Source organism: Pedobacter nototheniae (genome assembly GCF_004335085.1).
In the GTDB taxonomy this organism is placed as follows: Bacteria; Bacteroidota; Bacteroidia; order Sphingobacteriales; family Sphingobacteriaceae; genus Pedobacter; species Pedobacter nototheniae.
In genome coordinates this window covers 166897-189447 of record NZ_RQRS01000007.1, presented here as the reverse complement: position 1 = coordinate 189447, position 22551 = coordinate 166897, and the positions used below count along the sequence as shown (strand labels likewise).

Annotated in this window: 13 protein-coding genes and 1 tRNA gene; 7 read left to right on the top strand and 7 right to left on the bottom strand. The window is 34.5% G+C overall.

What is annotated here, in order from left to right; translation table 11 throughout:
* Nucleotides 1-259: 259 nt before the first annotated feature.
* A complete protein-coding gene (locus EHC72_RS08520; protein WP_131537255.1) occupies nt 260-1219 on the bottom strand; it encodes an alpha/beta hydrolase in 960 nt (319 codons plus the stop codon).
* A 1763-nt stretch (nt 1220-2982) separates the two neighbouring features.
* Between EHC72_RS08520 and EHC72_RS08515 the strand changes: the two genes are divergently transcribed.
* Nucleotides 2983-4026: a metallophosphoesterase gene (locus tag EHC72_RS08515; RefSeq protein ID WP_246029402.1), complete on the top strand. Its 1044-nt coding sequence runs from the start codon at nt 2983-2985 to the stop codon at nt 4024-4026.
* Nucleotides 4027-4030: 4 nt separating this feature from the next.
* On the opposite strand, the gene EHC72_RS08510 is transcribed toward EHC72_RS08515, so the two are convergent.
* Nucleotides 4031-5230 (bottom strand): GAF domain-containing sensor histidine kinase, encoded by a 1200-nt coding sequence (locus tag EHC72_RS08510; RefSeq protein ID WP_131537253.1) that lies wholly within the window; start codon nt 5228-5230, stop codon nt 4031-4033.
* Nucleotides 5231-5411: 181 nt separating this feature from the next.
* Between EHC72_RS08510 and EHC72_RS08505 the strand changes: the two genes are divergently transcribed.
* Nucleotides 5412-6887: a glycoside hydrolase family 130 protein gene (locus EHC72_RS08505; protein WP_131537252.1), complete on the top strand. Its 1476-nt coding sequence runs from the start codon at nt 5412-5414 to the stop codon at nt 6885-6887.
* Nucleotides 6888-6981: 94 nt separating this feature from the next.
* On the opposite strand, the gene EHC72_RS08500 is transcribed toward EHC72_RS08505, so the two are convergent.
* Nucleotides 6982-9252, bottom strand: coding sequence for a glycosyltransferase (locus tag EHC72_RS08500; RefSeq protein WP_131537251.1), 2271 nt, complete (start codon nt 9250-9252; stop codon nt 6982-6984).
* A 136-nt stretch (nt 9253-9388) separates the two neighbouring features.
* Here EHC72_RS08500 and ku point away from each other — a divergent pair, with 136 nt between their 5' ends.
* Nucleotides 9389-10159 (top strand): non-homologous end joining protein Ku, encoded by a 771-nt coding sequence (gene ku / locus EHC72_RS08495; RefSeq protein WP_131537250.1) that lies wholly within the window; start codon nt 9389-9391, stop codon nt 10157-10159.
* A 285-nt stretch (nt 10160-10444) separates the two neighbouring features.
* Here ku and EHC72_RS08490 read toward each other — a convergent pair whose 3' ends face one another.
* Both EHC72_RS08490 and EHC72_RS08485 read right to left on the bottom strand, forming a co-directional pair.
* Nucleotides 10445-11788: a carboxypeptidase-like regulatory domain-containing protein gene (locus EHC72_RS08490; RefSeq protein WP_131537249.1), complete on the bottom strand. Its 1344-nt coding sequence runs from the start codon at nt 11786-11788 to the stop codon at nt 10445-10447.
* Nucleotides 11789-12213: 425 nt separating this feature from the next.
* Nucleotides 12214-12286: transfer RNA gene (locus tag EHC72_RS08485), tRNA-Lys, on the bottom strand.
* 389 nt (nt 12287-12675) lie between these two features.
* Here EHC72_RS08485 and EHC72_RS22910 point away from each other — a divergent pair.
* The 4 genes from EHC72_RS22910 (at nt 12676) to EHC72_RS08470 (ending at nt 15475) form a co-directional block, all read left to right on the top strand.
* A complete protein-coding gene (locus tag EHC72_RS22910) occupies nt 12676-13074 on the top strand; it encodes an ATP-binding cassette domain-containing protein (RefSeq protein WP_167482619.1) in 399 nt (132 codons plus the stop codon).
* A 5-nt stretch (nt 13075-13079) separates the two neighbouring features.
* Nucleotides 13080-14264 carry an ATP-binding cassette domain-containing protein gene (locus EHC72_RS23190; protein WP_167482618.1) on the top strand — a complete coding sequence of 395 codons (1185 nt, stop codon included), beginning with the start codon at nt 13080-13082 and terminating at the stop codon, nt 14262-14264.
* 69 nt (nt 14265-14333) lie between these two features.
* On the top strand, nt 14334-14966 hold the full coding sequence (locus EHC72_RS08475) for a TetR/AcrR family transcriptional regulator (protein WP_131537248.1): 633 nt from the start codon (nt 14334-14336) through the stop codon (nt 14964-14966).
* Between the two features lie 35 nt (nt 14967-15001).
* Nucleotides 15002-15475 carry a VOC family protein gene (locus EHC72_RS08470; RefSeq protein WP_211660299.1) on the top strand — a complete coding sequence of 158 codons (474 nt, stop codon included), beginning with the start codon at nt 15002-15004 and terminating at the stop codon, nt 15473-15475.
* 826 nt (nt 15476-16301) lie between these two features.
* Here the strand turns inward: EHC72_RS08470 and EHC72_RS08465 are convergent.
* On the bottom strand, nt 16302-18257 hold the full coding sequence (locus EHC72_RS08465) for a DUF11 domain-containing protein (protein ID WP_131537247.1): 1956 nt from the start codon (nt 18255-18257) through the stop codon (nt 16302-16304).
* Between the two features lie 830 nt (nt 18258-19087).
* Nucleotides 19088-21031, bottom strand: coding sequence for a DUF11 domain-containing protein (locus EHC72_RS08460; protein ID WP_131537246.1), 1944 nt, complete (start codon nt 21029-21031; stop codon nt 19088-19090).
* Between the last annotated feature and the right edge of the window lie 1520 nt (nt 21032-22551).

Genomic DNA, 22551 nt, shown 5'->3' with positions numbered 1-22551 from the left:
ACTAAAAAGCAGAGGTCTGTTACAGGTTTTAGATCTTAAATCTGGATATGAACATAGTTCACCTCTGCTTTTAAGGTTTTCTTTATCAAATTTAAATCTTTGATAATCTTTCTCAAACCTAAGGGATGTGAGTGGATGTTCTGATCTTTTATCGGAACAGAAACGGGAGCGGGGCTACTTTAGCCAATTAACTACAGACGCTGATTTTCATATTTTCATCCTAAAATATAATTGATTTATTAGGGCAAAGTATGTTTTTCTAATTTTTAAACTGTTTATCTAAAAACTTAACCATTAAATCTGCAACTTGATCAAACCATGGATTAAATAGCCAAAAAGGGTGGGGCGTATCAGGTAATGTATGCACTTCTGTATAAATATTGTAAGGCTTTATTTTAGCAATTAAATCGTCTCTACCGGCATGGAACCGAGGTAAAGAACTATTAATAAACAGCATGGGAACACTATTTTGATCGGCATGTGTTAAGGCAGAAGCGGTTTCCCAAACTTCGGGATTGGTTTTGATATTTGCCCCGAGCCATATTTCAGCAACCGACTTTTTATCTGGATCGTTACTAATTTCAGAAGATTCGGGGTGATTAAAAGCAAGTACGCCATCTACATCAATAAGTGCTTGTACATTACTACTTTTGTTATTAATTTTTTCTCCTTCAAAAGCCTTGTATCCATTTGTTGTAGCCACAAGAGCAGCCAATTGGCCACCTGCAGAAAAGCCCGTAATTGCAATTTTATTAGTGTCGATGTTAAACTTTTTAGCATTAGCTTTAATCCATCTAATGGTATTTTTTAAATCGAAAACAGCGGCTGGGAATTGAGCATGTGTTGATAATCTGTAATCTGTAGTGATGGCTATATAGCCATTTTCGGCCATCTTTTGTGCTAGAGGGATGTTTTGAGCACGATTACCAGATCTCCAACCGCCTCCAAAAACAAATAAGACTGCAGGCAATGGCTTTGCCGATTTAACTTTTGGATATACGACATCAAGCGCTAAATTACCTGTTGGATATTTGGCATAAACAATATCTCTTTTTGTGATAAAGCTTCCTGTTTTTGAGGGCTCGGCAATAGTAATGTATGGTCTTTTCTTTTTCTCCTTAACATAAGTAGAGTATACGCTAAAAGAGGTGTCTGGCTTTATTGTTTGCGCAGAAGTGGTTAAATAAAGAAGAGATAAAATAGGGATGAGATATTTCATTTTAGTAAATATAGAGAAATTGTTTATTTAAGCTGTTAGCTAATTAGTAAATCAAAGTCGCTTTTTTTCGTAAAGCCCTCAATCGGCATCGTCAAATTTTCGGGAAGCACAAGTAAAGCCTACCCTAAGCAATCGCCTATCATCCCAATAAGTCCAAACCACCGTTTTTTAGTTAAGCTTTCAATCGGCATGGTCAATTATTCGGGAAGCACTGCCCAAGCTCACCCACTGCCTTAAACAGAAAAATTGCGAGTCGGCAACTTTGCTTCTTTGGTTGTCAAAAAGAATAAAGCCTCCGCGGCAGCGGATAAAAGGTTTGTCTTACCAGACGGGTTTCGTACCTTTTTCTTAACAAAAAGGTACCCAAAAGTCAAGGCTTGCATCCTTTCTTGCATAGCAGCATTATAATTCTGAGTGCAGTAATATGAGGCTTAGCCTAACACACAATCCTGCCCTCGCTGCATATTCCTTTGGTAATAAGTAAAACAAAGTAACTGCAAGAATTATAATGAGCTATTCTGCGAAATGCCGCTATGCCTGGGCGTAATCGGAAAATTCAGTAATATAATTGAACGTTAGTTTAGCGACTGCCTAACCAATTAACAAATCCAAACCACTGTTTTTAGTTAAGCTTTAAATCGGCATGGTCAATTATTCGGGAAGCACAATCTAATCCCACTCACTGCCTTAAACAGAAAAATTGCAAGCCGACAACTTTGCTTCTTTGGTTGCCCAAAGAAGAGAAAGCCCCGCGGCAGCGAAAAAAAGAATTGCATTACAATCATAGCATTGCAATACAATTATAGAATTGCATTAAAACCATGTAAGACATTTAAGAGCATTTAAGGCTATCGTTTTTTGCGAACTGATGCAAGGGGCGTGAAGCGATACATAAATAATTATCTATTGTTGGGTAAGATTGCTTCGTGCCTCGCAAAGACGATAACGAAATATTATGAATTGTTGTTATAGCAATACGCTTAATACACTAACAAAGTCCAAACCACTGTTTTTTAGTTAAGCTCCCAATCGGCATGGTCAATTATTCGGGAAGCACAATCTAATCCCATTCACTGCCTTAAACAGAAAAATTGCGAGCCGACAATTTTTGGTTCTTTTTGTTGTCAAAAAGAATAAAGCCTCCGCGGCAGCGAAAAAAAGAATTGCATTACAATCATAGAATTGCATTAAAACCATATAAGACATTTAAGAGCATTTAAGGCTATCGTTTTTTGCGAACTGAGGCAAGGGGCGTGAAGCAATACATGATAAAATCATAATTATCTACTGTTGGGTAAGATTGCTTCGTGCCTCGCAAAGACGGTAATAGTGAGGCTGTACGAAGATGAAAGTTTTTATAGCAATACGCTTAATACAGTAACAAATCCAAACCACTGTTTTTTAGTTAAGCTCCCAATCGGCATGGTCAATTATTCGGGAAGCACGGGCCAAGCCCATTGACTGCCTTAAACAGAAAAATTGCGAGCCGGCAACTTTGCTTCTTTGGTTGCCCAAAGAAGAGAAAGCCACCGCGGCAGCGGAAAAAAGAATTGCACGAGAATTATAGAATTGCATTAAAACCATATAAGACATTTAAGCGCATTTAACGCTATCGTTTTTTGCGGACTGAGGCAAGGTGGCGTGAAGCAATACATGATAAAAAAGAATGTAAAACGAAACATAAGTTATTTTGTTAAGTTTGGTACAATAAACATTCAATGCGAAAATTTTTACAGCATTTTTTAGGAAATTGGGTAATTCGGATGTCGAATAAATTTGGGTCACGCCCAAATCTTAAACGCATACACAAAGCTTTAAGTCAGCTGTATAAAACCATAAATAAAGAACCAGGTAAAAGAGGACCGATATTCGAATTAACTACCGAGAGTAAGTTTATCATATTTTCCGATCAGCATAAAGGTGCAAGAAATAACGCTGATGATTTCGCAATTTGCGAGCAGAATTATTTAAAAGCACTTGAGTATTATAATCAAAATCTATTTAACTATATCAATTTAGGGGATAGTGAAGAACTTTGGGAAAACTTACTTGAGCCAGTAATTAAACATAATAAACAGACTTTCGAGTGTGAAAAGTCATTTATAGCCAGAAGTGCTTTTACCAAAATATTTGGAAACCATGATTTATATTGGGATAACGACCCTTTGGCGGGCTTCAATCTTAACCGTATTTATGGAAAGAAAATCCCAATTTATGAAGGCGCAATATTGAGGGCCGATTTTAACGGAAATGTTTTAAATATATTTCTTACTCATGGGCATCAAGGAGATTTGCAAAGTGATGGAAATTGGTTTAGCAAATGGTTTGTGAGTATGGTTTGGGCACCTTTACAATCTTATTTACAGATTAATCCAAATACGCCTGCATACGATAATCAGCTAAAAACGGTGCATAATACTTTAATGTATAAATGGGTTGCCGAGCATAAAAATATAGCTTTAATTACAGGGCATACACATCAACCCGTGTTTTCTTCGCTTACACATTTAGAAAGAATTTATGTGGCTTTAAGAGTAGCGAGGAAAGATAATGATAAGGGGATGATCGATAAATTAAATGCAGAGTTAGGCAAAAGAATTGTAAAAGGTGATAAGGCACCAGCGTTTAGGAAATATAAACCGAATTACTTTAACAGTGGTTGTTGCTGTTTTAGTGATGGAGACATTACTGGAATTGAGATTGAAGCAGGAATGATTAGATTAATTAAATGGTCTTGTAAAAATAATATACCACCAGCACGTGTAGTACTCGAAGAAATGGCGCTGGCGGATTTATTAGAACCTTAAAAATTTATTTAATTGGGAGCTCTACAAAAAAGGTGCTTCCAAGTTTTTTTCCATTACTTTCTGCCCAAACGCTTCCTTTATGTAAATCTACAAGGGTTTTCACGATAGATAATCCCAAGCCGTCAGAACGCTCTCTTCCAGTAGGTGCAGAACTTAATTTAGCAAACTTTATAAAAAGCTTTTTTATATCTTCATTTGATAAACCAAGGCCATTATCTTTAATGGAAACAGTAACCATATTATTGCTGGAAACTAAATTTATACTGATTTCTGAACCAGGTTCAGAGTACTTTGAAGCATTGCTTATTAGGTTTTCGAATATATCTTTGATCTTTTCTCCATCGGCATAAATCTCAACGGCATCTACCACATTGTTGGATAATTTTTGATTTTTATCCTCTAAAATAATCGAGAAATCACTTTGTATTTCTTCTAAAATGGTGGTTAAGTTTACCTTAGTTTTAATCAATTTAACGCTGCCATGTTCATTTCTTGCTGCACTTAAAATATTATTCAAGCTTTCGACAATGTTTTTTGATTGCTGATTAATCTTTCCTGCAATCATAACCGCTTTATCATTCATTTCGGGTATTCTGCCAATCAATTCAGACTGCAGCGAAATGGTGGTCATAGGGTTTTTTAAGTCGTGCACCAACATATGTAGGCGATCATCGTGCGCACGTAGTGTTTTACGCGTTGCGATTCTCGATTCGAGCTTTTCCATAACCACCGCAGAGAGCATTTGTAGCATACTCAATTGTTTTTTTGTTGGTTTTCTAACTACAGAATCTATCACACAAACAGTTCCCAACCTTAAACCCTCGCTAGTTTTTAATGGAGCACCAGCGTAAAAACGAATTCCGCCATCGGCAGAAACATATGGATTGTTTAAAAACTCAGGAAAGGTGTGTGTATCTTCAAAAACAGTAACATGGTGATCTAATATTGCTAAAGAGCAGAAGCTTTCGTTCCTTTTTACCTCGTTACTTGGTAACGTACTAAAGTTGGCTTTAAAATATACCCGGTCCTGATCTACAAAAGATACAAACGCACTTGGTGTTTCAAAAATCTGCGCAGCAAGTAATGCAATGGTATCAAAAGCATTTTCTGGTGGTGTATCAAGAATTTCATAATGTCTAAGCTTTTTTAAACGCGTCTCATCGTTTTCGGGTATTATGGTTTTAGGGATAGTATAGCCAGACATTTAATTAGGTATTTCGGGTATAAAGATAAGATTATGTGTTTATATAATGTTCTATGTTAACTATTCCTTACGAATAAAAGCAAAGCATAGTTTTTATAAACAATAACTCTTAAATTTAGTTTAATATAATTAGACAAGTTTTCAGTCAATTAATCAAATCATCACCATTAACGGCAAAACAATGAGATTACCTATAGAACGTAAACCTGTAAAAGTATATCCAGATACCAAACGCGTAATCGCACGTTTCTTTTTCAATGGAGAAGAGAGAGCATTAGAAGTTATTAGAAAGGTGTTGGAATTTTCTGATGAGAAAGTATTTTCCCTTATTTCTCCCATATTGCAAGAGTATTCCAAAAGGCATCGTAACATCACAAAAATCTTAACGAGGCATTGCAAAAAGCTTAAAAAGCAATTTACAACGTTGGATACTTCATTTGAAGATATTGATGATTATACACGTTTGCTAATTGGCGCCTATTTTACACATGAATATTCAATAGAATCTGCTGCCTTTTTTAATCCTAGTATTGTGGATGATCCCGATCAAACAGATTTAGTTGAAGGAGAGAAAAGAGTAATTATTAGTTTTAGAGCAGTAGGAGAAGGACATATTTCTTCAATCGTTTTTAGAAGAGCCCTGATAGATGCCAAAAACAATATACAGGTTTTACCGGTAGGTAATTATGTTGATGAAGCAGAAGTAATAAAGAATGCTATTTATGCTAAAAAACTATTCCTAAAAAAAGCTGCTTATGCGCAAATAGATCCATCGGTTTTACAGGAAGTAGAAGATAAACTGGATGATAAATTTGAATATACCAGCTTAAGTAATGTAATTAAAGATTCTAAAAGTTTAAATAAAGATAATCCTCAGCGATTAATAGAATACGATAAAGTGCTGTGGCTATCTGATACTTACCATACCATTATTTTTTCAAAGGATACAGATATATCTGATCGTGTAATTTTTCCAATCTCTGAGTTTGAACGTAAGGGAATTGAAGATGCCCGTTTCGTAAAGTTTATTAAGGATGATGGTAAGGTTGTTTATTATGCTACCTATACCGCATTTGATGGCTCATTAATTATCCCTAAATTGGTGCAGACAGAAGATTTTTATGAGTTTAAAGTAATCCCACTTTATGGCGATGGAGCACAGAATAAAAATCTCGCCTTATTTCCTCGCAAGATAAAAGGAAAATATGTAATGATGAGCCGGATTGATGGATGGAATAATTATCTTATGTTTTCTGATAAGATTAACGTTTGGGAGAATCCAATTTTATTGAAACAGCCGCGCTACTGTTGGGAATTGGTTCAAATAGGGAATTGTGGCTCGCCTATTGAAACTGAAAAAGGCTGGTTGGTAATTACCCATGGCGTAGGTCCGATGCGAAGATATTGTATAGGCGTAAGTTTATTGGATCTTGATGACCCCAGCAAAGAAATAGGTCATTTAATTGAACCGCTAATTATACCCAACAATGATGAACGTGAAGGTTATGTACCAAATGTGGTTTACTCATGCGGCTCCATAATCAGCAATGGCGAATTAATAATTCCTTATGGTTTATCAGATTATAGCTCATCATTTGCTACTGTAAATTTAGAAATGCTGCTAAAGAAACTGTTGGAAGAAAAGCCTCAGTTTTAAGCATTAAGATATTTAATAAAGATAGCCACGGAAAGATCAAAGCAAAGCGAAAAATAATTCCGTTTTACTTCATGTTTCCGTGGCTAAAAAATAATTAAGAGCACTGATCTATTTCTACCAATGGCGATTCTAAAGTTTCATATTCAGTTTCTGCAGCTTTTAAAACTGCTAAATGCGAAATAAAGTAAGCCAATGTACTCTCAGCACCCTGATTTCTATTTACGCTATTAAACTGTAAACCATCTGCACAGCCTTGAGTTTCAAAATCATACAAAGGGATGTGTAAACTATTTTTACCTAAAAACCACTCGTAACTAATGTGCATTAGGGTTAAATACTTACTGTCGTTGGTAAGTGCAAAAGTTTTGGAATACAATAAAACCATTGCCATAGTTTCTATTGCCTGTTGATCGTAAATCGGATTTTTGCCATTTTTTCTCATCCACCCAGCGTTACCAACAGGATTTAAATAACCGTTTTTAAAAGAAAAACTGTTCAGAAATTCAATGCTTTCCATTGCAATTTCATAAGATTGTACGTTGCCAGTTGCCTCATAATGACTTAGCAGTGCCAAAGGTAAAATAGCGTTATCGTAAGTTAAAATATCTTCAAACCAGTGCCAATCGCCATCTTTATTTTGCTGGTACGCCTTAATTAAGGAGTTTGATAAACGATTAATTTCAGTAATCAACAACTCATCCCCAGGGTGTGCATTTAAATAATAAGCAATTCCAATAATTGTATTTGCCATACCACGTATGTACTTCAAGTTTTTAAAGTGAGGTATTGAGTGTGAAAATAATTCTTTACCAAACTCCCTATAAGAATTATTCGGACCGGCACAAATTAAATAGCCTAAAGACCAAATAGTACGACCAAAAGAATCTTCAGATCCAATTTCATCCAGATAGTTCCGATTAAAACTTAAAAAGTTTCTAAAATTACCATCCTCACGTTGCATATATTGAATAAAACTTAAATATACGGGCATTAACTTAAGTGCCTTTTGATTTTTATCTTGGTTATAAGCCATTAATGCCATAATTAAGGCACGGGCATTATCATCAATACAATAACCTTCTTTTAAATTAGGTATACCAAATCGGGCGTGCTGTATAATTCCGGTATCGTCTGTCAAAAGTACAATGTGGCTTAGGTTTAAAACTGGCATACTTTCTACATCTACAATAGGAGGTACAGCCCGTTGGGGCTTTTGCTCAGTTGTTAATGCATTTTCCAGTACATTTAAGTAAACATTGCCAATGGCAGGCCATCTTAAGTTTAAACCATAACGATAAGCGTTTTCCTTTAGTTGCTTATGTTTTTTATCATTTTCTAAAAGCGTATTTAATATATCAGCTAGTTCCTGATCGTTTTTAAAATCGAATAACTTGCCTCTATTATCTGCAAGTAGCTCTTGCGCATGCCAGTAAGGCGTAGAAACCACAGCAGCACCAGCGCCAATTGCGTAAGATAATGTGCCACTTGTAATTTGCGCTTCGTTTAAGTAAGGAGTAATGTAAATGTAGCAAGCGGTAAGATATTGGTGTAATTCTTCCTCGGATACGAACTTATTTACAAAAGCCACATTTTTTTCTACGCCCAAATTCTTAGCTAAGGATTTTAGGCTATCGCGATATTCTTCGCCATTATGTTTAACCACGCCAGGGTGTGTATTTCCTAAAATAACATATAAAACATCGGGGTGTTGACTTACAATTTTTGGTAAAGCTTTAATAACTGTTTCTAAACCTTTATTTCTACTAATTAATCCGAAGGTGAAAAGTACTTTACGGTTTTTAAATAAATCACTTTGCGCAATGTCGTTATTTAATACTGGCTCCAAATCGGGTACACCATGTTCAATAAGTTTTATTTGTGACGAAGGGATTTGATAAATGCTGTTTAAAAATAAGACAGCTTTTTTGCTCATTACAACAATTTTTGATGCTTTTGCAGCAATTTCTTTAATAATAGTTTGCTGCATAAAACTAGGTTCTTTTAAAACCGTATGCAAAATGGTTATAAACGGTTTTTTTAGCTTATTAATTAACGATAATAAAAACACACCGCTATTGCCGCCATAAATGCCAAATTCATGCTCAATTATGCAAGTATCAACCTCGCTGTTGTTTATAAAATTAGCTGCTTCAATATAATCATCCTGGTTTTGCTGGCGAATAACAAACTTTACTTCGCTTGGGTAAACATGTTCTTCAAGATTATCAGATTCATTTAGTGCTACGATAAAACTCTTTTTAGAGTTATAAGATGGATTTAGGCCTAAAGCGTTAACTAAATTTTGATTAAACGTAGCTAAACCACATTCTCGTGGTGGATAAGTGGATATATAGGCGATTTTCATAAATAAAAAAGGAGTAAGATTAATTAAATAACATATGATTACTTAAATAGTTTCAGATTTTATCAATTTAACCCTTTTATTATCAAAACAATATGATTTAGCATCTTGTTAATAAGTAAAATTTAATATTTTTATTATGAGATCGATTTGGAAGGGGTCAATTGGCTTTGGTTTGGTAAATATTCCCGTAAAATTATTTTCCGGAGTACAGAATAGCAACCTAGATTTGGATATGTTGGATGAACGCGATCATGCCAAAATTAAATTTTTAAGGATAAATGAAAACAGTCATAAAGAAGTGCCCTTTGATAAAATAGTTAAGGGTTACTTTTTAAAAGATCAATATATCATTTTAGATAAGCACGATTTTGAAGATGCCGCACCAGAGAAAACCAAGATTATTGAGCTAGAAAATTTTGTTGATATTAAAGAAATTAATCCCATTTATTACGAAACATCCTATTATACTGAACCAGAGAAGCAGGGCAAAAAAGCATATGTTTTATTATTAAAAGCTTTAGAGAAATCGGGCAAAGCTGGCGTTGCTAGGTTTGTACTGCGTAATACTGAAAATTTATGTGTTATTCACCCAATGGATGGCGTACTGGTAATTACTAAAATTAGATTCGATCAGGAGGTGAGGAGCCTATCCGAAATAACAAAGGTTGATGACATAAACATTACCAAAAAGGAAATGGACGTAGGACTTGCGTTAATTAAGCAATACAGTTCTAAGTTTGATTTAAGTAGTTTTAAAGATGAGTACAGTAATGAGTTGCTTAAAATTATTAAGGCTAAAGCTAAAGGTAAACGTGCTACAGTTAAAAAAATGAAACCTCAAAAAGCCAGTAGCGATGATTTGTATGAACAGTTAATGCAAAGCCTTAGCACAAAAAAAGGTGCTTAAAATAATACACCTTACTTTGAAGAAAATACGTTGCTTAACCTTTTTCTTCCACAGCATTTTACATTAAGGGCTATTTTAACTATTAAATCAATTCGTGCGGTAGCATATTTACGACACTAAAAGTGATTACCCCATTCGGAATAATTATAATAGAAGATGCATATTAGTTCCACTTTAAAGAATTGTTAAATTAAAGTTCGCTCAGTATTGAACTAACTTTAATTTAACATAAGCAACAAATTTTAAGCTTAATAAGCCCAAATATTTTAAATACCAACAAATAATTTACTTAGCGTATTTGTCAGTTTTATTATCAGGTAAATAGTTGATAGGTAATAGGTCGCCAAGGCGCATGTTGGCCCAGTAACGTTCTAGTTTTAAACTCATGGGGTTAATAAGAACCCCATTCCAATCAAAGAAAACACGATCATCTAAAGTGGAAATTAAACTAGCCATCTTATTCATCTCAGGTGAAGGCGAAAAAGATTCTTGCCTAGGAGATCTAAATTTTCTATCATTTTGTACCAATGTTTTAGGGATATTTTTAACATAGGTTATGTATAGAGAATTTTTAAATTTACAAGTATCACATTTAAAATTTCGAGAACCTTTACCTGGTATTAATACATTTGACCATTTGTTAATAAAGTTAGTCTCTGTATTTATTCGAAGAGCGTATAACCCGCTTTGATCGGTCAACTGCGTGATATCCTGCGCTGTCAATTTTAAGGTATCTACCACTTCAACATATTTAGGTAGCTGAAACATACTAGTCCAGAAAAAAAGTGAATCCTTACTTGATTGGCTATATTTACCAGTATATGAACGAATTTTTTCTTTGATCAAACTATCTGTCAGTCGCCTTTTGTTTGGTGATCGTGTATCCATTGCTACCAGAAAGCCAGTTTCTCCTTCTATACTAATATTTTTTCCAAGAACGGATCTTAGAAAATGTTGCAATGATCCAGTATACGCTTCAAGGCGATTTGCATTCCAATCTCGTTCCTGCTCTTCATTCCCCTGCATAGGTTCGAATAGTACATAACCTAAATATGATATTATTTCTCTTTTTTCATTCCATTCAAAGTCTTCAACCAAATACTTTAAGCGATATCCCAGAGCTTTATTTTCAACGATCATAAAATCAGATGTGTAAGCTGTGAGCTTGTTTTCATTTTTCTCGAAGTTAAGATGGATCACTTTCGGATTAATGATTCGACATTGCTCGCCAAATTTGGTAGTTCCTAATATCTCTCTTTTAAACATGTTCATGTACCTACCATCTATTTTTTTTACATTGGTAATTTTGACTTCATTTAAAAGAGTAGCTTTTTCTTCAATAGCGATTGTTGGGACTTTTGTATCAGATTTCACTGATATTGAAACATTATAAGTTTTATAACCAATCATTGAAACAATAAGCTCATAATGACCTGATAGTACATTATGAATTTTAAAATTACCGTACTTATCTGTTTTTGTTCCATAATTGGATTTATTTACAAATACGGTAGCACTTTCTAAAGGCTTTTTATCCAGCATGTTTAATACTTTACCAGTTATTGTAAACTGAGCAAAAGCTACATTTAAAATAGATAAAAAAAATAAGGTCGAAAACGTTCTTTTCATAATTTAGATATTAGAGATGAGCAACTTTATGTTATTTATAGTATTCTTTATTATAATTTCTTTGTTGGCATCGTGTTTAGCCATTTGAAGTGGCCAATTAAAATAGATGTCTTTTAATTATTCACTATACCAAATAGCTTTTTGATGTATTTAGCATATGTTATTTTATTTAAATTAAAGACAAAATAATAAGAAAATAACATACATGCAAATGATAGTTTTTCCCTTTTGAAATCGCATTTAGAATGGATGAATTTTAAGTCATTAGTCCATCTGTCTCTATTAGAGAAATGATTTGTTGATTTTATAAAAAAACTTCTCTGAAATTGGGTTTAAGTTTATTATGCTCTATTTCTGTAAACACAATGCTTCTTTCAAGGATATGTTTAAAACAAAAAAGCCTTACATTTCTGTAAGGCTTTCTGTGATCCCGCTGGGATTCGAACCCAGGACCACTACATTAAAAGTGTAATGCTCTACCAGCTGAGCTACGGAATCATTTCCTTTTGTTTAAGGAGGTGCAAATATAGAAAATAATATATATCGTGCCAATACTTTTTATAATATTTTTGTGTTAATTAAACTATAAGCTTGGTTATAAAATAAATAGATTTTAAATTTATACTAATAACGCCATAGTTTCAGGAATTAATTGTGGTAGTTTCATCAAAATTGAAAAGAACAAACCTTAATTGTTAATACTAAATTTACTGTATTTCTTATTTCTTAATCCCAATGAAAGGTTTTTGATGCTTTAAAATTATTTTTATCTTTGTTTCATTAATAAAAAAAACACCAGCATAATGTAATATCTAATTTCTTTCAGAAAAATTAATGGAGTTCAGTTATTCAACTCCTAGGTTATTCATCTTTTAAAGAAAGAAATTATGCTTATTCTTCAAGATATTACATATATACACCCAAATAAAGATTTGTTGTTTGCCAATTTGAGCATCAATATTAATAAACACGATAAGATTGCCTTAATTGGTAATAATGGCATTGGAAAATCTACGCTTTTGAAAATCCTTGCAGGTAAATTAGAACCACAATTAGGCAATGTTAAAAGCGATTATAATCCTTACTATGTGCCACAACTTTTCGGGCAGTTTAACCATTTAACTGTTGCACAAGCGCTTCAGGTTGACGATAGATTAACTGCTTTAAAAGAAATTTTAGCAGGAAATGTTACTAATGAAAACATGGCTACATTAAATGATGACTGGACCATCGAGGAACGTTGTCAAAATGCATTAATACATTGGAAACTTGACGCATTAACTTAGATGGAATGATGGAATCATTAAGTGGAGGACAGAAAACGAAGGTTTTTCTTGCAGGAATTATGATTCATCAGCCTGAAATTGTTTTGCTTGATGAACCTACTAACCACTTGGATTTATGGAGTAGAAAACAATTATACAACTACATTAACGCTACTAAAAGTACTTTAGTGGTGGTAAGTCATGATAGAAGTTTGTTAAATCTATTAAATACCATTTGCGAATTAGATAAGAATGGAATTACTGTTTATGGTGGCGATTATGATTTTTATGTAACGCAAAAGAATATTAAGGGCGAGGCTTTAAATCAGGACTTAAAAAGTAAAGAAAAGGCACTTAAAAAGGCTAAGGAAGTGGAAAAGGAATCGGTAGAGCGACAGCAAAAGCTTGATGCCCGCGGGAAAAAGAAACAGGAAAAGGCTGGTCTTCCTACTATTTCTATGAATACACTTAGAAACAATGCTGAAAAAAGTACTTCACGCTTAAAGGGGGTGCACATAGAAAAGGTTAATGCAATAACACAAGAACTTAATCAATTGCGGAGTGCTTTGCCTGATTTTGATAAGATGAAGGTAAATTTCGACCATTCTGTACTTCATTCTGGTAAGGTATTGGTTAATGCTGTACAGTTAAATTTTGGTTATGGTAAGAGCTTGCTTTGGAAGCAGGATCTTAACTTTCAAATCAGAAGTGGTTCTCGCACGGTTATAAAAGGACTAAATGGTTCGGGCAAAACCACATTAATTAAACTAATACTCGGCACATTGCAACCTCACAAGGGTATTATAGATGTGGCTACGGTAAATGCTACTTATATCGATCAGGATTATTCTTTAATAAATTCTTCGTTAACGATTTATGAACAGGCGCAACACTTTAATTCTGGTGCTTTAGAGGAGCATGAAGTTAAAATTAGGTTGAATAGATTTTTATTTTCTAAAGCCTATTGGGATAAAACCTGTAGTGTTTTAAGTGGTGGCGAAAAGATGCGCTTAATGCTTTGTTGTTTATCTATTGGCAATGGAACTGCAGATATGATCGTTTTAGATGAGCCAACAAATAACCTTGATATCCAAAATATAGATATTCTAACTTCTGCCATTAAAGAATATAAGGGCACGCTAGTAGTGGTTTCTCATGATGAATACTTTTTAAAACAGGTGGATATTCAAGATTGTATTAATCTGCTTTAAAGGCTTTTAAATGCTTTCTTTTGAAAATATGCTTGAAATATTGCAATTTGCAACTTAAAATTCTTGTGTATGCCTAGGAAAATAACTGACGGTCCGGTTAGAAATAAAGAAAGAACAAAGAAAAAGATAATTGATGCGCTCGGAGAGATATTGAAGAGAGAGGGATTTACTGATTTGAGTTTAAGTAAGGTTGCTACGGAGGCAAATATAGATAGAAGACTGATTTACGACTACTTTGGTGGCTTTGATGGAATGATTAAAGAGTATTTGAGTAGTCGCGATTATTGGAGGATGACCCCCGAAGATATTGCCAATATTATAGAAGTTAGTAAAGAGGATCATGGTAAACATATTGCTTACATGCTTGTTGAACGCCAATTTGATTCTTTAATGGAGAACCCTGAGATGCGGCAGATTATTAACTGGGGGCTGAGCGAAAGCTATGCACCCTTAAAGGAGTTAAACCTGGAGCGTGAGGAGTTTGGTGAACAGGTTTTTACTCAAATTACCGATGAACATTTTAAGGGTAAGGATAAAAACCTTAGAGCTGTTGAAGCCATTTTAGTAAGCAGCGTTTATTACCTCACCCTTCATAGTCAAATAAATGAAAGTACCATGTGTGGTATCGATGTTAAGCAAAAGGAGGGGGCAGATGAGATTAAAAAGGCTATGAAACAGATTATTGATTGGGCATATTCTTAATTAACGTATCCAGCAAAAGTTTAATTTTATAGATAATGAAAAGAATATTATTAACGATTTTGCTTATTGCTACATCGTTCTTATTGGGTTTCGGTTTTAATACAATAATTTCTAAAGCAAAAAATAAAAAGATGAAAAAGGTTACAGGTATTGGTGGGATCTTCTTTAAATGTAAAGATCCTAAAGCGGTTAACGAATGGTATAAAACGCACCTAGGCTTTGATACTACTCCTTATGGAACGAGCTTTGAATGGCGTGATGCTGAAGATAGTACCAAAAAAGGACTTACTCAATGGAATCCCTTTGCCGAAAATACGAAGTACTTTGAGCCTTCCGATAAAGACTTTATGATAAATTATAGGGTGGATAATTTAGAGGCTTTGGTTGAGGAATTGAAAAAAGAGAATGTAACCATCGTTGATAAAATTGAAACTTATGATTATGGTAAGTTTATACATATTTTAGACCTTGAAGGGAATAAAATTCAACTTTGGGAGCCTAAGGATTAGGTTTCTATACGGTTATCAAACTATTTCTGTCATCCTTGGTATCACGAACATTCCAATCTTTGTATTTAAACCCGTGAGTGGAATGCCACCGATTTTTATCGGGGCAGAAACGAGAGCGGGACTGCTGTTTGCTAAGTATTGCTGTCTGTTCATTTCCAAATAAGTTTTATTGCCATAGTTTCTTAAATCAGTAATTAAGATTAGGAAAGCAGAGACTGTACGTTTCTCTCTATTGTGATAGTTTCTTAAATCAGTGATTAAGATTTAGGAAAGCAGGGACTGTAGCTCTTTTGAAACTTTGTTCCTGCATTGCGCTGTATCGCGATAGAAGAAATCGCGGATGCCCCGCTGCACTCAAGGTTTATGGGTGAGCGGTTGGTGGTAAGCTGATGTATAAACAAATCGTCATGCTGAATAATAGAGATACCTAAATACATTCAGCATAACGATTTTTTTAAGAAACTGTTTAAATTTTGTCTAAAAAAATGATCGTCCTTCTGAACTTGTTTCAGAATCTATCTTAAAAGGCCCTGAACTAAATTCAGGGTGACGGAGTAAAATATTTAGTGAAATTTAAACAAATCGTCATGCTGAATAATAGGAGAGAGATACCTAAATACATTCAGCATAACGATTTTTTTAAGAAACTGTTTAAATTTTGTCTAAAAAAATGATCGTCCTTCTGAACTTGTTTCAGAATCTATCTTAAAAGGCCCTGAACTAAACGACGTAGTCCTCTTGAAGACAAAAGCAACAATAACTGCTACTGAAAAATTCAGGGTGACGGAGTAAAATATTTAGTGAAATTTAAACAGTTTCTAAATGTTTATTGAGTTTTAAATTTAGTTGGTATCATCGGGTTGGTCATCATATTACAACTGCCCAATTGGGTTTTTAAGGTATACAACCAACCTACCGGTGGACCTGGTTCTAATACATAATACATAGTTGGCTTACCAGATGGATCAATTGAAAAATAATCTGTAATTAATACCATAGTTTTAATTTTCCCAGTAGGGTCTGGGCCAGTAAATATTGTACCTGGAGGATACAATGATGCAATATCTGCATATGGAATACTGGTAGCACAGCTGGTAAATGTTTTTGTGCCATTTATTAAACCTGGGCAACTGGCTTTAAAAGATTCTGGAACGTTTATATTTAAAGTAAATGGATCATAAATTGGGGTTTCTCCGCAGGTTCCAGGAGTATAACCTATAGCAAGCTTATAGTCAAAATCGGCTCCAGATACTGCTCCTGTGCCCGCAATTTTACCATTTATTGCAATGGCTTTAAAGTAGGGGTTTAAATCTGATGTAAGTAAAAAACAATTATCACTTATCTTAACCTTATATTTTAATTTCCCAACAATTGTTGCAGCATCGGTGGGTACTTCTAAATCTGCTATATTCCATTTAACTTTATGAGCAATAGTGGAGTTTTTAGCATCGGTTAAATTGCTAATATCTGGTGGTGATGAAATTACATTACCGCCTTTAGTAAATTCTGAACTAACGAAGGTTACATTTTGAGGAAGCGTAATTTCTACCGCCGTATTTTTTAGGGCTTCATTGCCTTTATTGTATAAATCAATTTCAAACTCTAATTCTTGCCCAGGGCTAACGGAAGCTTTAGTTTCTAAACTATTGTTTGATTTGTTAACGGCAGTAATTAATGGCACATAGGCATCAAAAGCAAAAGTAACGTTATAAAGAGCATATTCGTCACCTATACCTTGCCCCAAAAATGATGTACTGGTTTGGTTATTATCCAAAATTTGATTGTTTTCATTAGGTACATCAAATACAACTAAATCAAAACCGTTATCACCATGATTTGGAATCCGGTTATTACCTCCTGTTAAAATTGAACCATTAAAAAAATCAAACGTTGAGTTAAGGCTGTGAGATAAAGTAAACCAAGCATTACTACTTCTTTTTTTGATTTGGAAAATATCCGCTTGGTTTTGATTTCCAACTGCAGACATTAGCCCCAGTTTAATTTTAACAGGCCCCGATTGGTTTGTACGAAAACCATTTAGATCTATTTGTTTATTTACAGATGGTCCAACGTAACTATAACCGTCAAATACGCCAATGTTTTTTAAGGGGAGTGTAGCATTTTCATAAATAATCACCAATCCCCAGCCGGCTATACCACCAGTAGTGTGATCATTTGGCCCAATGTTAGCAACAGCATAGGTGCCCACGCCACCGGCTTGAACAAGATTTGTAACATCGCAATATCCAGCATATATGGAGCCTTGATTGGCGCCAAAGCTAATGTCACCTGTGGTAGAAAGATCTTTGTAAGCATTCATTGCAGGTGTTTTAAATTTTACCGTTTTAATATTCAGTGTATTAGGTAGGGCGTGAACTTGACCAGTCCAGTATAAACCTGCAAAAATAATTTTGGTACATGCATTATTGATTGTTGAGGGCAAATTAAAATCAGCCGATGATGAATTAAGAATGCCAACTGGCTCATTGGGCAATTTAATGTAATCAGCCATCGCATCTTTTGTAATAGATACATTTGTATTACCAAGCATCACGAAATCACCTTTTACCGTATATATTTGTTTCCCGGCAAAGTCTCCGGGCGCTTGCTGAGAGGTTCTTAATGTAAATGGTTTGTCGTCGGCTTGCGCACTTACCTTAGTGCTTGTTAATAAAAAACTTAATACCACCACCACTGCGTACAAAGCAGGTTTAGTAATTAGCTTTTTTAACTTGTAAAATTGGTGGGGTAATTTAGTTTTACTGTAATTGTTTGTTTTCATTTTATTTATTAGTTTAATTTTTTGGTGCTTATTATTAATTCAATTGTTTAATCACTCCATAGGTTTATCAACTGCCATTTATAGCGTAATTAAAAACCAGTTGCAGGTTTTAAGAAAGATTGATTATTTAGGGATGAACTAAAATAAAAGGGGAGTAAAGAAACTGCTTATTGTAATGAGGGCGCAAGTTGTAGAAATATATTCGCATTGCTGCATGCAGGTACTACGCATATATACTGCAAATGAGATATTTTTAAATAAAATAGTAGATTATCTAAAAAAGATTAAGCATAAGTTATTTGTTAATGTAAGGTTAACAGGCTTTTAACAGGTAGCATTAACCCAATTTTTCATCGGAAGAAAGAAAGCGGGGCTTCCATGAGCCAAATGTTTTTGTCCATTCATTATTAAATAAGTTCTATTGCGATAGTTTCTTAAATCAGCAATTAAGATTAGGAAAGCAGGTACTGTAACTCTTTTGAAACTTGGTTCCTGTTTTTCGCTGTATCGCGATAGAAGAAATCGCGGATGCCGCTGCAAACAGGTTTAGGGGTGAGCGGTTGGTGGTAAGCTGATGTATAAACAAATCGTCATGCTGAATGATGGAGAGAAATACCTAAATACATTCAGCATGACGATTTTTTTAAGAAACTGTTTAAATTTTGTCTAAAAAAATGATCGTCCTTCTGAACTTGTTTCAGAATCTATCTTAAAAGGCCCTGAACTAAACGACGTAGTCCTCTTGAAGACAAAAGCAACAATAACTGCTACTGAAAAATTCAGGGTGACGGAGTAAAATATTTAGCGAAATTTAAGCAGTTTCTAAATGTTTATTGAGTTTTAAATTTAGTTGGTATCATAGGGTTGGTCATCATAGCACAACTGCCCAATTGGGTTTGTAAGTTTAAAAAACAATTACTTGCCGCCCCGGGTACTATTGCATAATATATAGTTGGCTTACCAGATGGATCAATAGAGAAAATATCATTAATAATTGATGTTTCATAACCCCAAGTGCTTGGTATAGTGCCATAAAATTTAGTGCCAGCAGGATAGCTTGATGCAATATTTGCATATGGAAAATTAGTAGCACAGCCAGTAAATATTTTTGTTTTATATATTGCCGCTGCTGGGCAACTGGCTATAAAAGCATCAGAAACGTTAACGTTTAAATTAAAGGCATCATAAATTGGGGATTCTACACAGGCCCCAGAAGTAAAACCTATAGCAAGGTTATTGTTAAAATCGGCTCCAGAAACTGCTCCTGTACCCGTTATTTTGCCATTTATTGCAGTGGTTTTACTGCAGTTTGTTATACCTTTTGTAAGTAAAAGGCAATCATCAGTTACCTTAACCTTATATTTTAATTTTCCAATAATAGTGGTAGCAACTCTGGGTAATTCTATATTCCCTATATTCCATTTAACCTTACCATTAGTTGCCAAGGTGCTAATATCTGGCGGTGATAAAATGACATTGCCACCTTTAGTATATTCTGAGCTAACGAAGGTTACATTTGTTGGAAGCGTAATTTCTACCGCGGTATTTTTTAAGGCTTCATTACCTTTATTGTATAAATCAATTTCAAATTCTAATTCTTGCCCAGGGCTAACGGAAGCATTGTTTTGTAAATTATTGTTTGATTTGTTAAGCGCAACAATCTCTGGTGCATAGGCATCAAAAGCGAAAGTAACATTATAAAGATAATAATTATCAAGGTTACTATCTTTTGCTAAAAATGATGTGCTGGTTTGGTTATTATCCAAAATTTGATTATTCTCATTAGGTACATCAAATACAACTATATCTATCATATTATCAGTATTATTTGGAATCCGGGTATTACCTCCCGTTAAAATTGAACCATTAAAAAAATCATTGATTGTGTTAAGGCTGTGAGATAAAGAATACCAATCATTAGTATTTCTTTTTTTAATTTGAAACGACTTGCCTTGATTTCCATTTAGAGCTGAAGCCATTAGCCCCATTTTAATATTAACATGCCCCGATTGAGTGGTACGAAAACCGTTTAAATCTATTTGTTTACTGTTATTAAAAAATCCTAGATAAGAATAACCATCAAATACGCCAATGTTTTTTAAGGGGAGTGTAGCATTCTCATAAATAATTACCAAACTCCAACCTCTAGCATATGTCAGTGCTTGATTGTTTACCCCAATATTAGCAACAGAATAGGTGCCAACCCCACCAGCTCGAACAAGATTTGTAACATCACAATATCCTGTGAATACGAGATTCAAATCAGTATCAAAGAAAACATCATCTGTAGTAGAAAGATCTTTGTAAGCATTCATTCCAGGGGTCTTAAATTTTATAAATTTATCGTCCTTCCCATTAATCCCCCCCGTAATACCGCTAGTCCAGTATAAACCTGCAAAAATAATTTTGGTACAAGGATTATTGATTGTTGAGGGCAAATTAAAATCAGCCGATGATGAACTGAGGACGTCCTCTGGAGCATGTGTAGCCCAATCACTAAATGTCTTCTTCTTTGCATTTGCTACATTCGCATTACCAATCATGGTAAAATCACCTTTTAGCGTATAGATCTGCTTCCCGGCAAAGTTTGCAGGTGCTTGCTGAGAGGTTCTTAATGTAAATGGTTTGTCGGTGCCTTGTGCATACACCATATTGCTTGTTAATAAAAAACTTAATACAAGCACCACTGCGTACAATACAGGGTTAGTAATTAACTTTTTTAAATTGTAAAATTGGTGGGGTAATTTATTTTTACTGTAATTGTTTGGTTTCATTTTATTTATTAGTTTAATTTCTTTGGGTGCTTACTGTTAATTCAATTGTTTACATCACTCCATAGGTTTATCAACTGCCATTTATAGCGTAATTAAAAACCAGTTGCAGGTTTTAAGAAAGATTGATTATTTAGGGATGAACTAAAATAAAAGGGGAGTAAAGAAACTGCTTATTGTAATGAGGGCGCAAGTTGTAGAAATATATTCGCATTGCTGCATGCAGGTACTACGCATATATACTGCAAATGAGATATTTTTAAATAAAATAGTAGATTATCTAAAAAAGATTAGGCATAAGTTATTTGTTAACGTAAGGTTAACAGGCTTTTAACAGGTAGCATTAACCCTATTTTTCATCGGGAGAAGGAAAGCGGGGCTTCCATGAGCCAAATGTTTTTGTCCATTCATTATTAAATAAGTTCTATTGCGATAGTTTCTTAAATCAGCAATTAAGATTAGGAAAGCAGAGACTGTAATTCTTTTGAAACTTGGTTCCTGCTTTTCGCTGTATCGCGATAGAAGAAATCGCGGATGCCGCTGCAAACAGGTTTATGGGTGAGCGGTTTAGTGAAATTTAAACAAATCGTCATGCTGAATGATGGAGAGAAATACCTAAATACATTCAACATGACGATTTTTTTAAGAAACTGTTTAAAATTTGTCTAAAAAAATGATCGTCCTTCTGAACTTGTTTCAGAATCTATCTTAAAAGGCCCTGAACTAAACGACGTAGTCCTCTTGAAGACAAAAGCAACAATAACTGCTACTGAAAAATTCAGGGTGACGGAGTAAAATATTTAGTGAAATTTAAACTCGCTCTAACCCAGCCTCGCAATGACGAATGGGTTCCGAGGAGCATCATTTAACCCAGCTGTTTGAGATGTTAGCTTTTTCAGCGCATCTCGTACCATTGATAAAGCAGGATTTTCAAATTATGAATGTCATTTATAGCTTTTACCTATTTGCGGGTTCAGAGAACCCTTTTTATTGTTAATTCGAGATGCCTGCGGGACATCTCGAACAGTTGGTTAAAACGCTTGGTTTTTAGCCACGAAAGCCATTAAAAGCAAATAGTTGAGTATTATAGATTGCTTCGGCTCGCTCTAGCCCAGCCTCGCAATGACGAATTGGTTCCGAGGAGCATCATTTAACCCAGCTGTTTGAGATGTTAGCTTTTTCAGCGCATCTCGTACCATTGATAAAGCAGGATTTCCAAATCCTGAATGTCATTTATAGCTTTTACCTATTTGCGGGTTCAGAGAACCCTTTTTATTGTTAATTCGAGATGCCTTCGGAACATCTCGAACAGCTGAATTAATAATTTGCATAAAACATGCTTTTTGGCTTTATAACAACCACCTCGTCATTGCGAGGCACGAAGCAATCTTATCTAACCAGCTGTTTGAGATGTTAGCTTTTTAGCCACGGAAGCCATTAAAAGCAAATAGTTGAGTATTATAGATTGCTTCGGCTCGCTCTAGCCCAGCCTCGCAATGACGAATGGGTTCCGAGGAGCATCA

Excerpts from the sequence above, each read along its gene's own strand:
- EHC72_RS08470 (WP_211660299.1), top strand. The coding sequence starts at position 15,002 with ATGAAAAGAATATTATTAACGATTTTGCTTATTGCTACATCGTTCTTA.
- ku (WP_131537250.1), top strand. The coding sequence starts at position 9,389 with ATGAGATCGATTTGGAAGGGGTCAATTGGCTTTGGTTTGGTAAATATT.
- EHC72_RS23190 (WP_167482618.1), top strand. The coding sequence starts at position 13,080 with ATGATGGAATCATTAAGTGGAGGACAGAAAACGAAGGTTTTTCTTGCA.
- EHC72_RS08475 (WP_131537248.1), top strand. The coding sequence starts at position 14,334 with ATGCCTAGGAAAATAACTGACGGTCCGGTTAGAAATAAAGAAAGAACA.
- EHC72_RS08465 (WP_131537247.1), bottom strand. The coding sequence starts at position 18,257 with ATGAAAACAAACAATTACAGTAAAACTAAATTACCCCACCAATTTTAC.
- EHC72_RS08500 (WP_131537251.1), bottom strand. The coding sequence starts at position 9,252 with ATGAAAATCGCCTATATATCCACTTATCCACCACGAGAATGTGGTTTA.
- EHC72_RS08490 (WP_131537249.1), bottom strand. The coding sequence starts at position 11,788 with ATGAAAAGAACGTTTTCGACCTTATTTTTTTTATCTATTTTAAATGTA.
- EHC72_RS22910 (WP_167482619.1), top strand. The coding sequence starts at position 12,676 with ATGCTTATTCTTCAAGATATTACATATATACACCCAAATAAAGATTTG.
- EHC72_RS08515 (WP_246029402.1), top strand. The coding sequence starts at position 2,983 with ATGTCGAATAAATTTGGGTCACGCCCAAATCTTAAACGCATACACAAA.
- EHC72_RS08505 (WP_131537252.1), top strand. The coding sequence starts at position 5,412 with ATGAGATTACCTATAGAACGTAAACCTGTAAAAGTATATCCAGATACC.
- EHC72_RS08510 (WP_131537253.1), bottom strand. The coding sequence starts at position 5,230 with ATGTCTGGCTATACTATCCCTAAAACCATAATACCCGAAAACGATGAG.
- EHC72_RS08460 (WP_131537246.1), bottom strand. The coding sequence starts at position 21,031 with ATGAAACCAAACAATTACAGTAAAAATAAATTACCCCACCAATTTTAC.
- EHC72_RS08520 (WP_131537255.1), bottom strand. The coding sequence starts at position 1,219 with ATGAAATATCTCATCCCTATTTTATCTCTTCTTTATTTAACCACTTCT.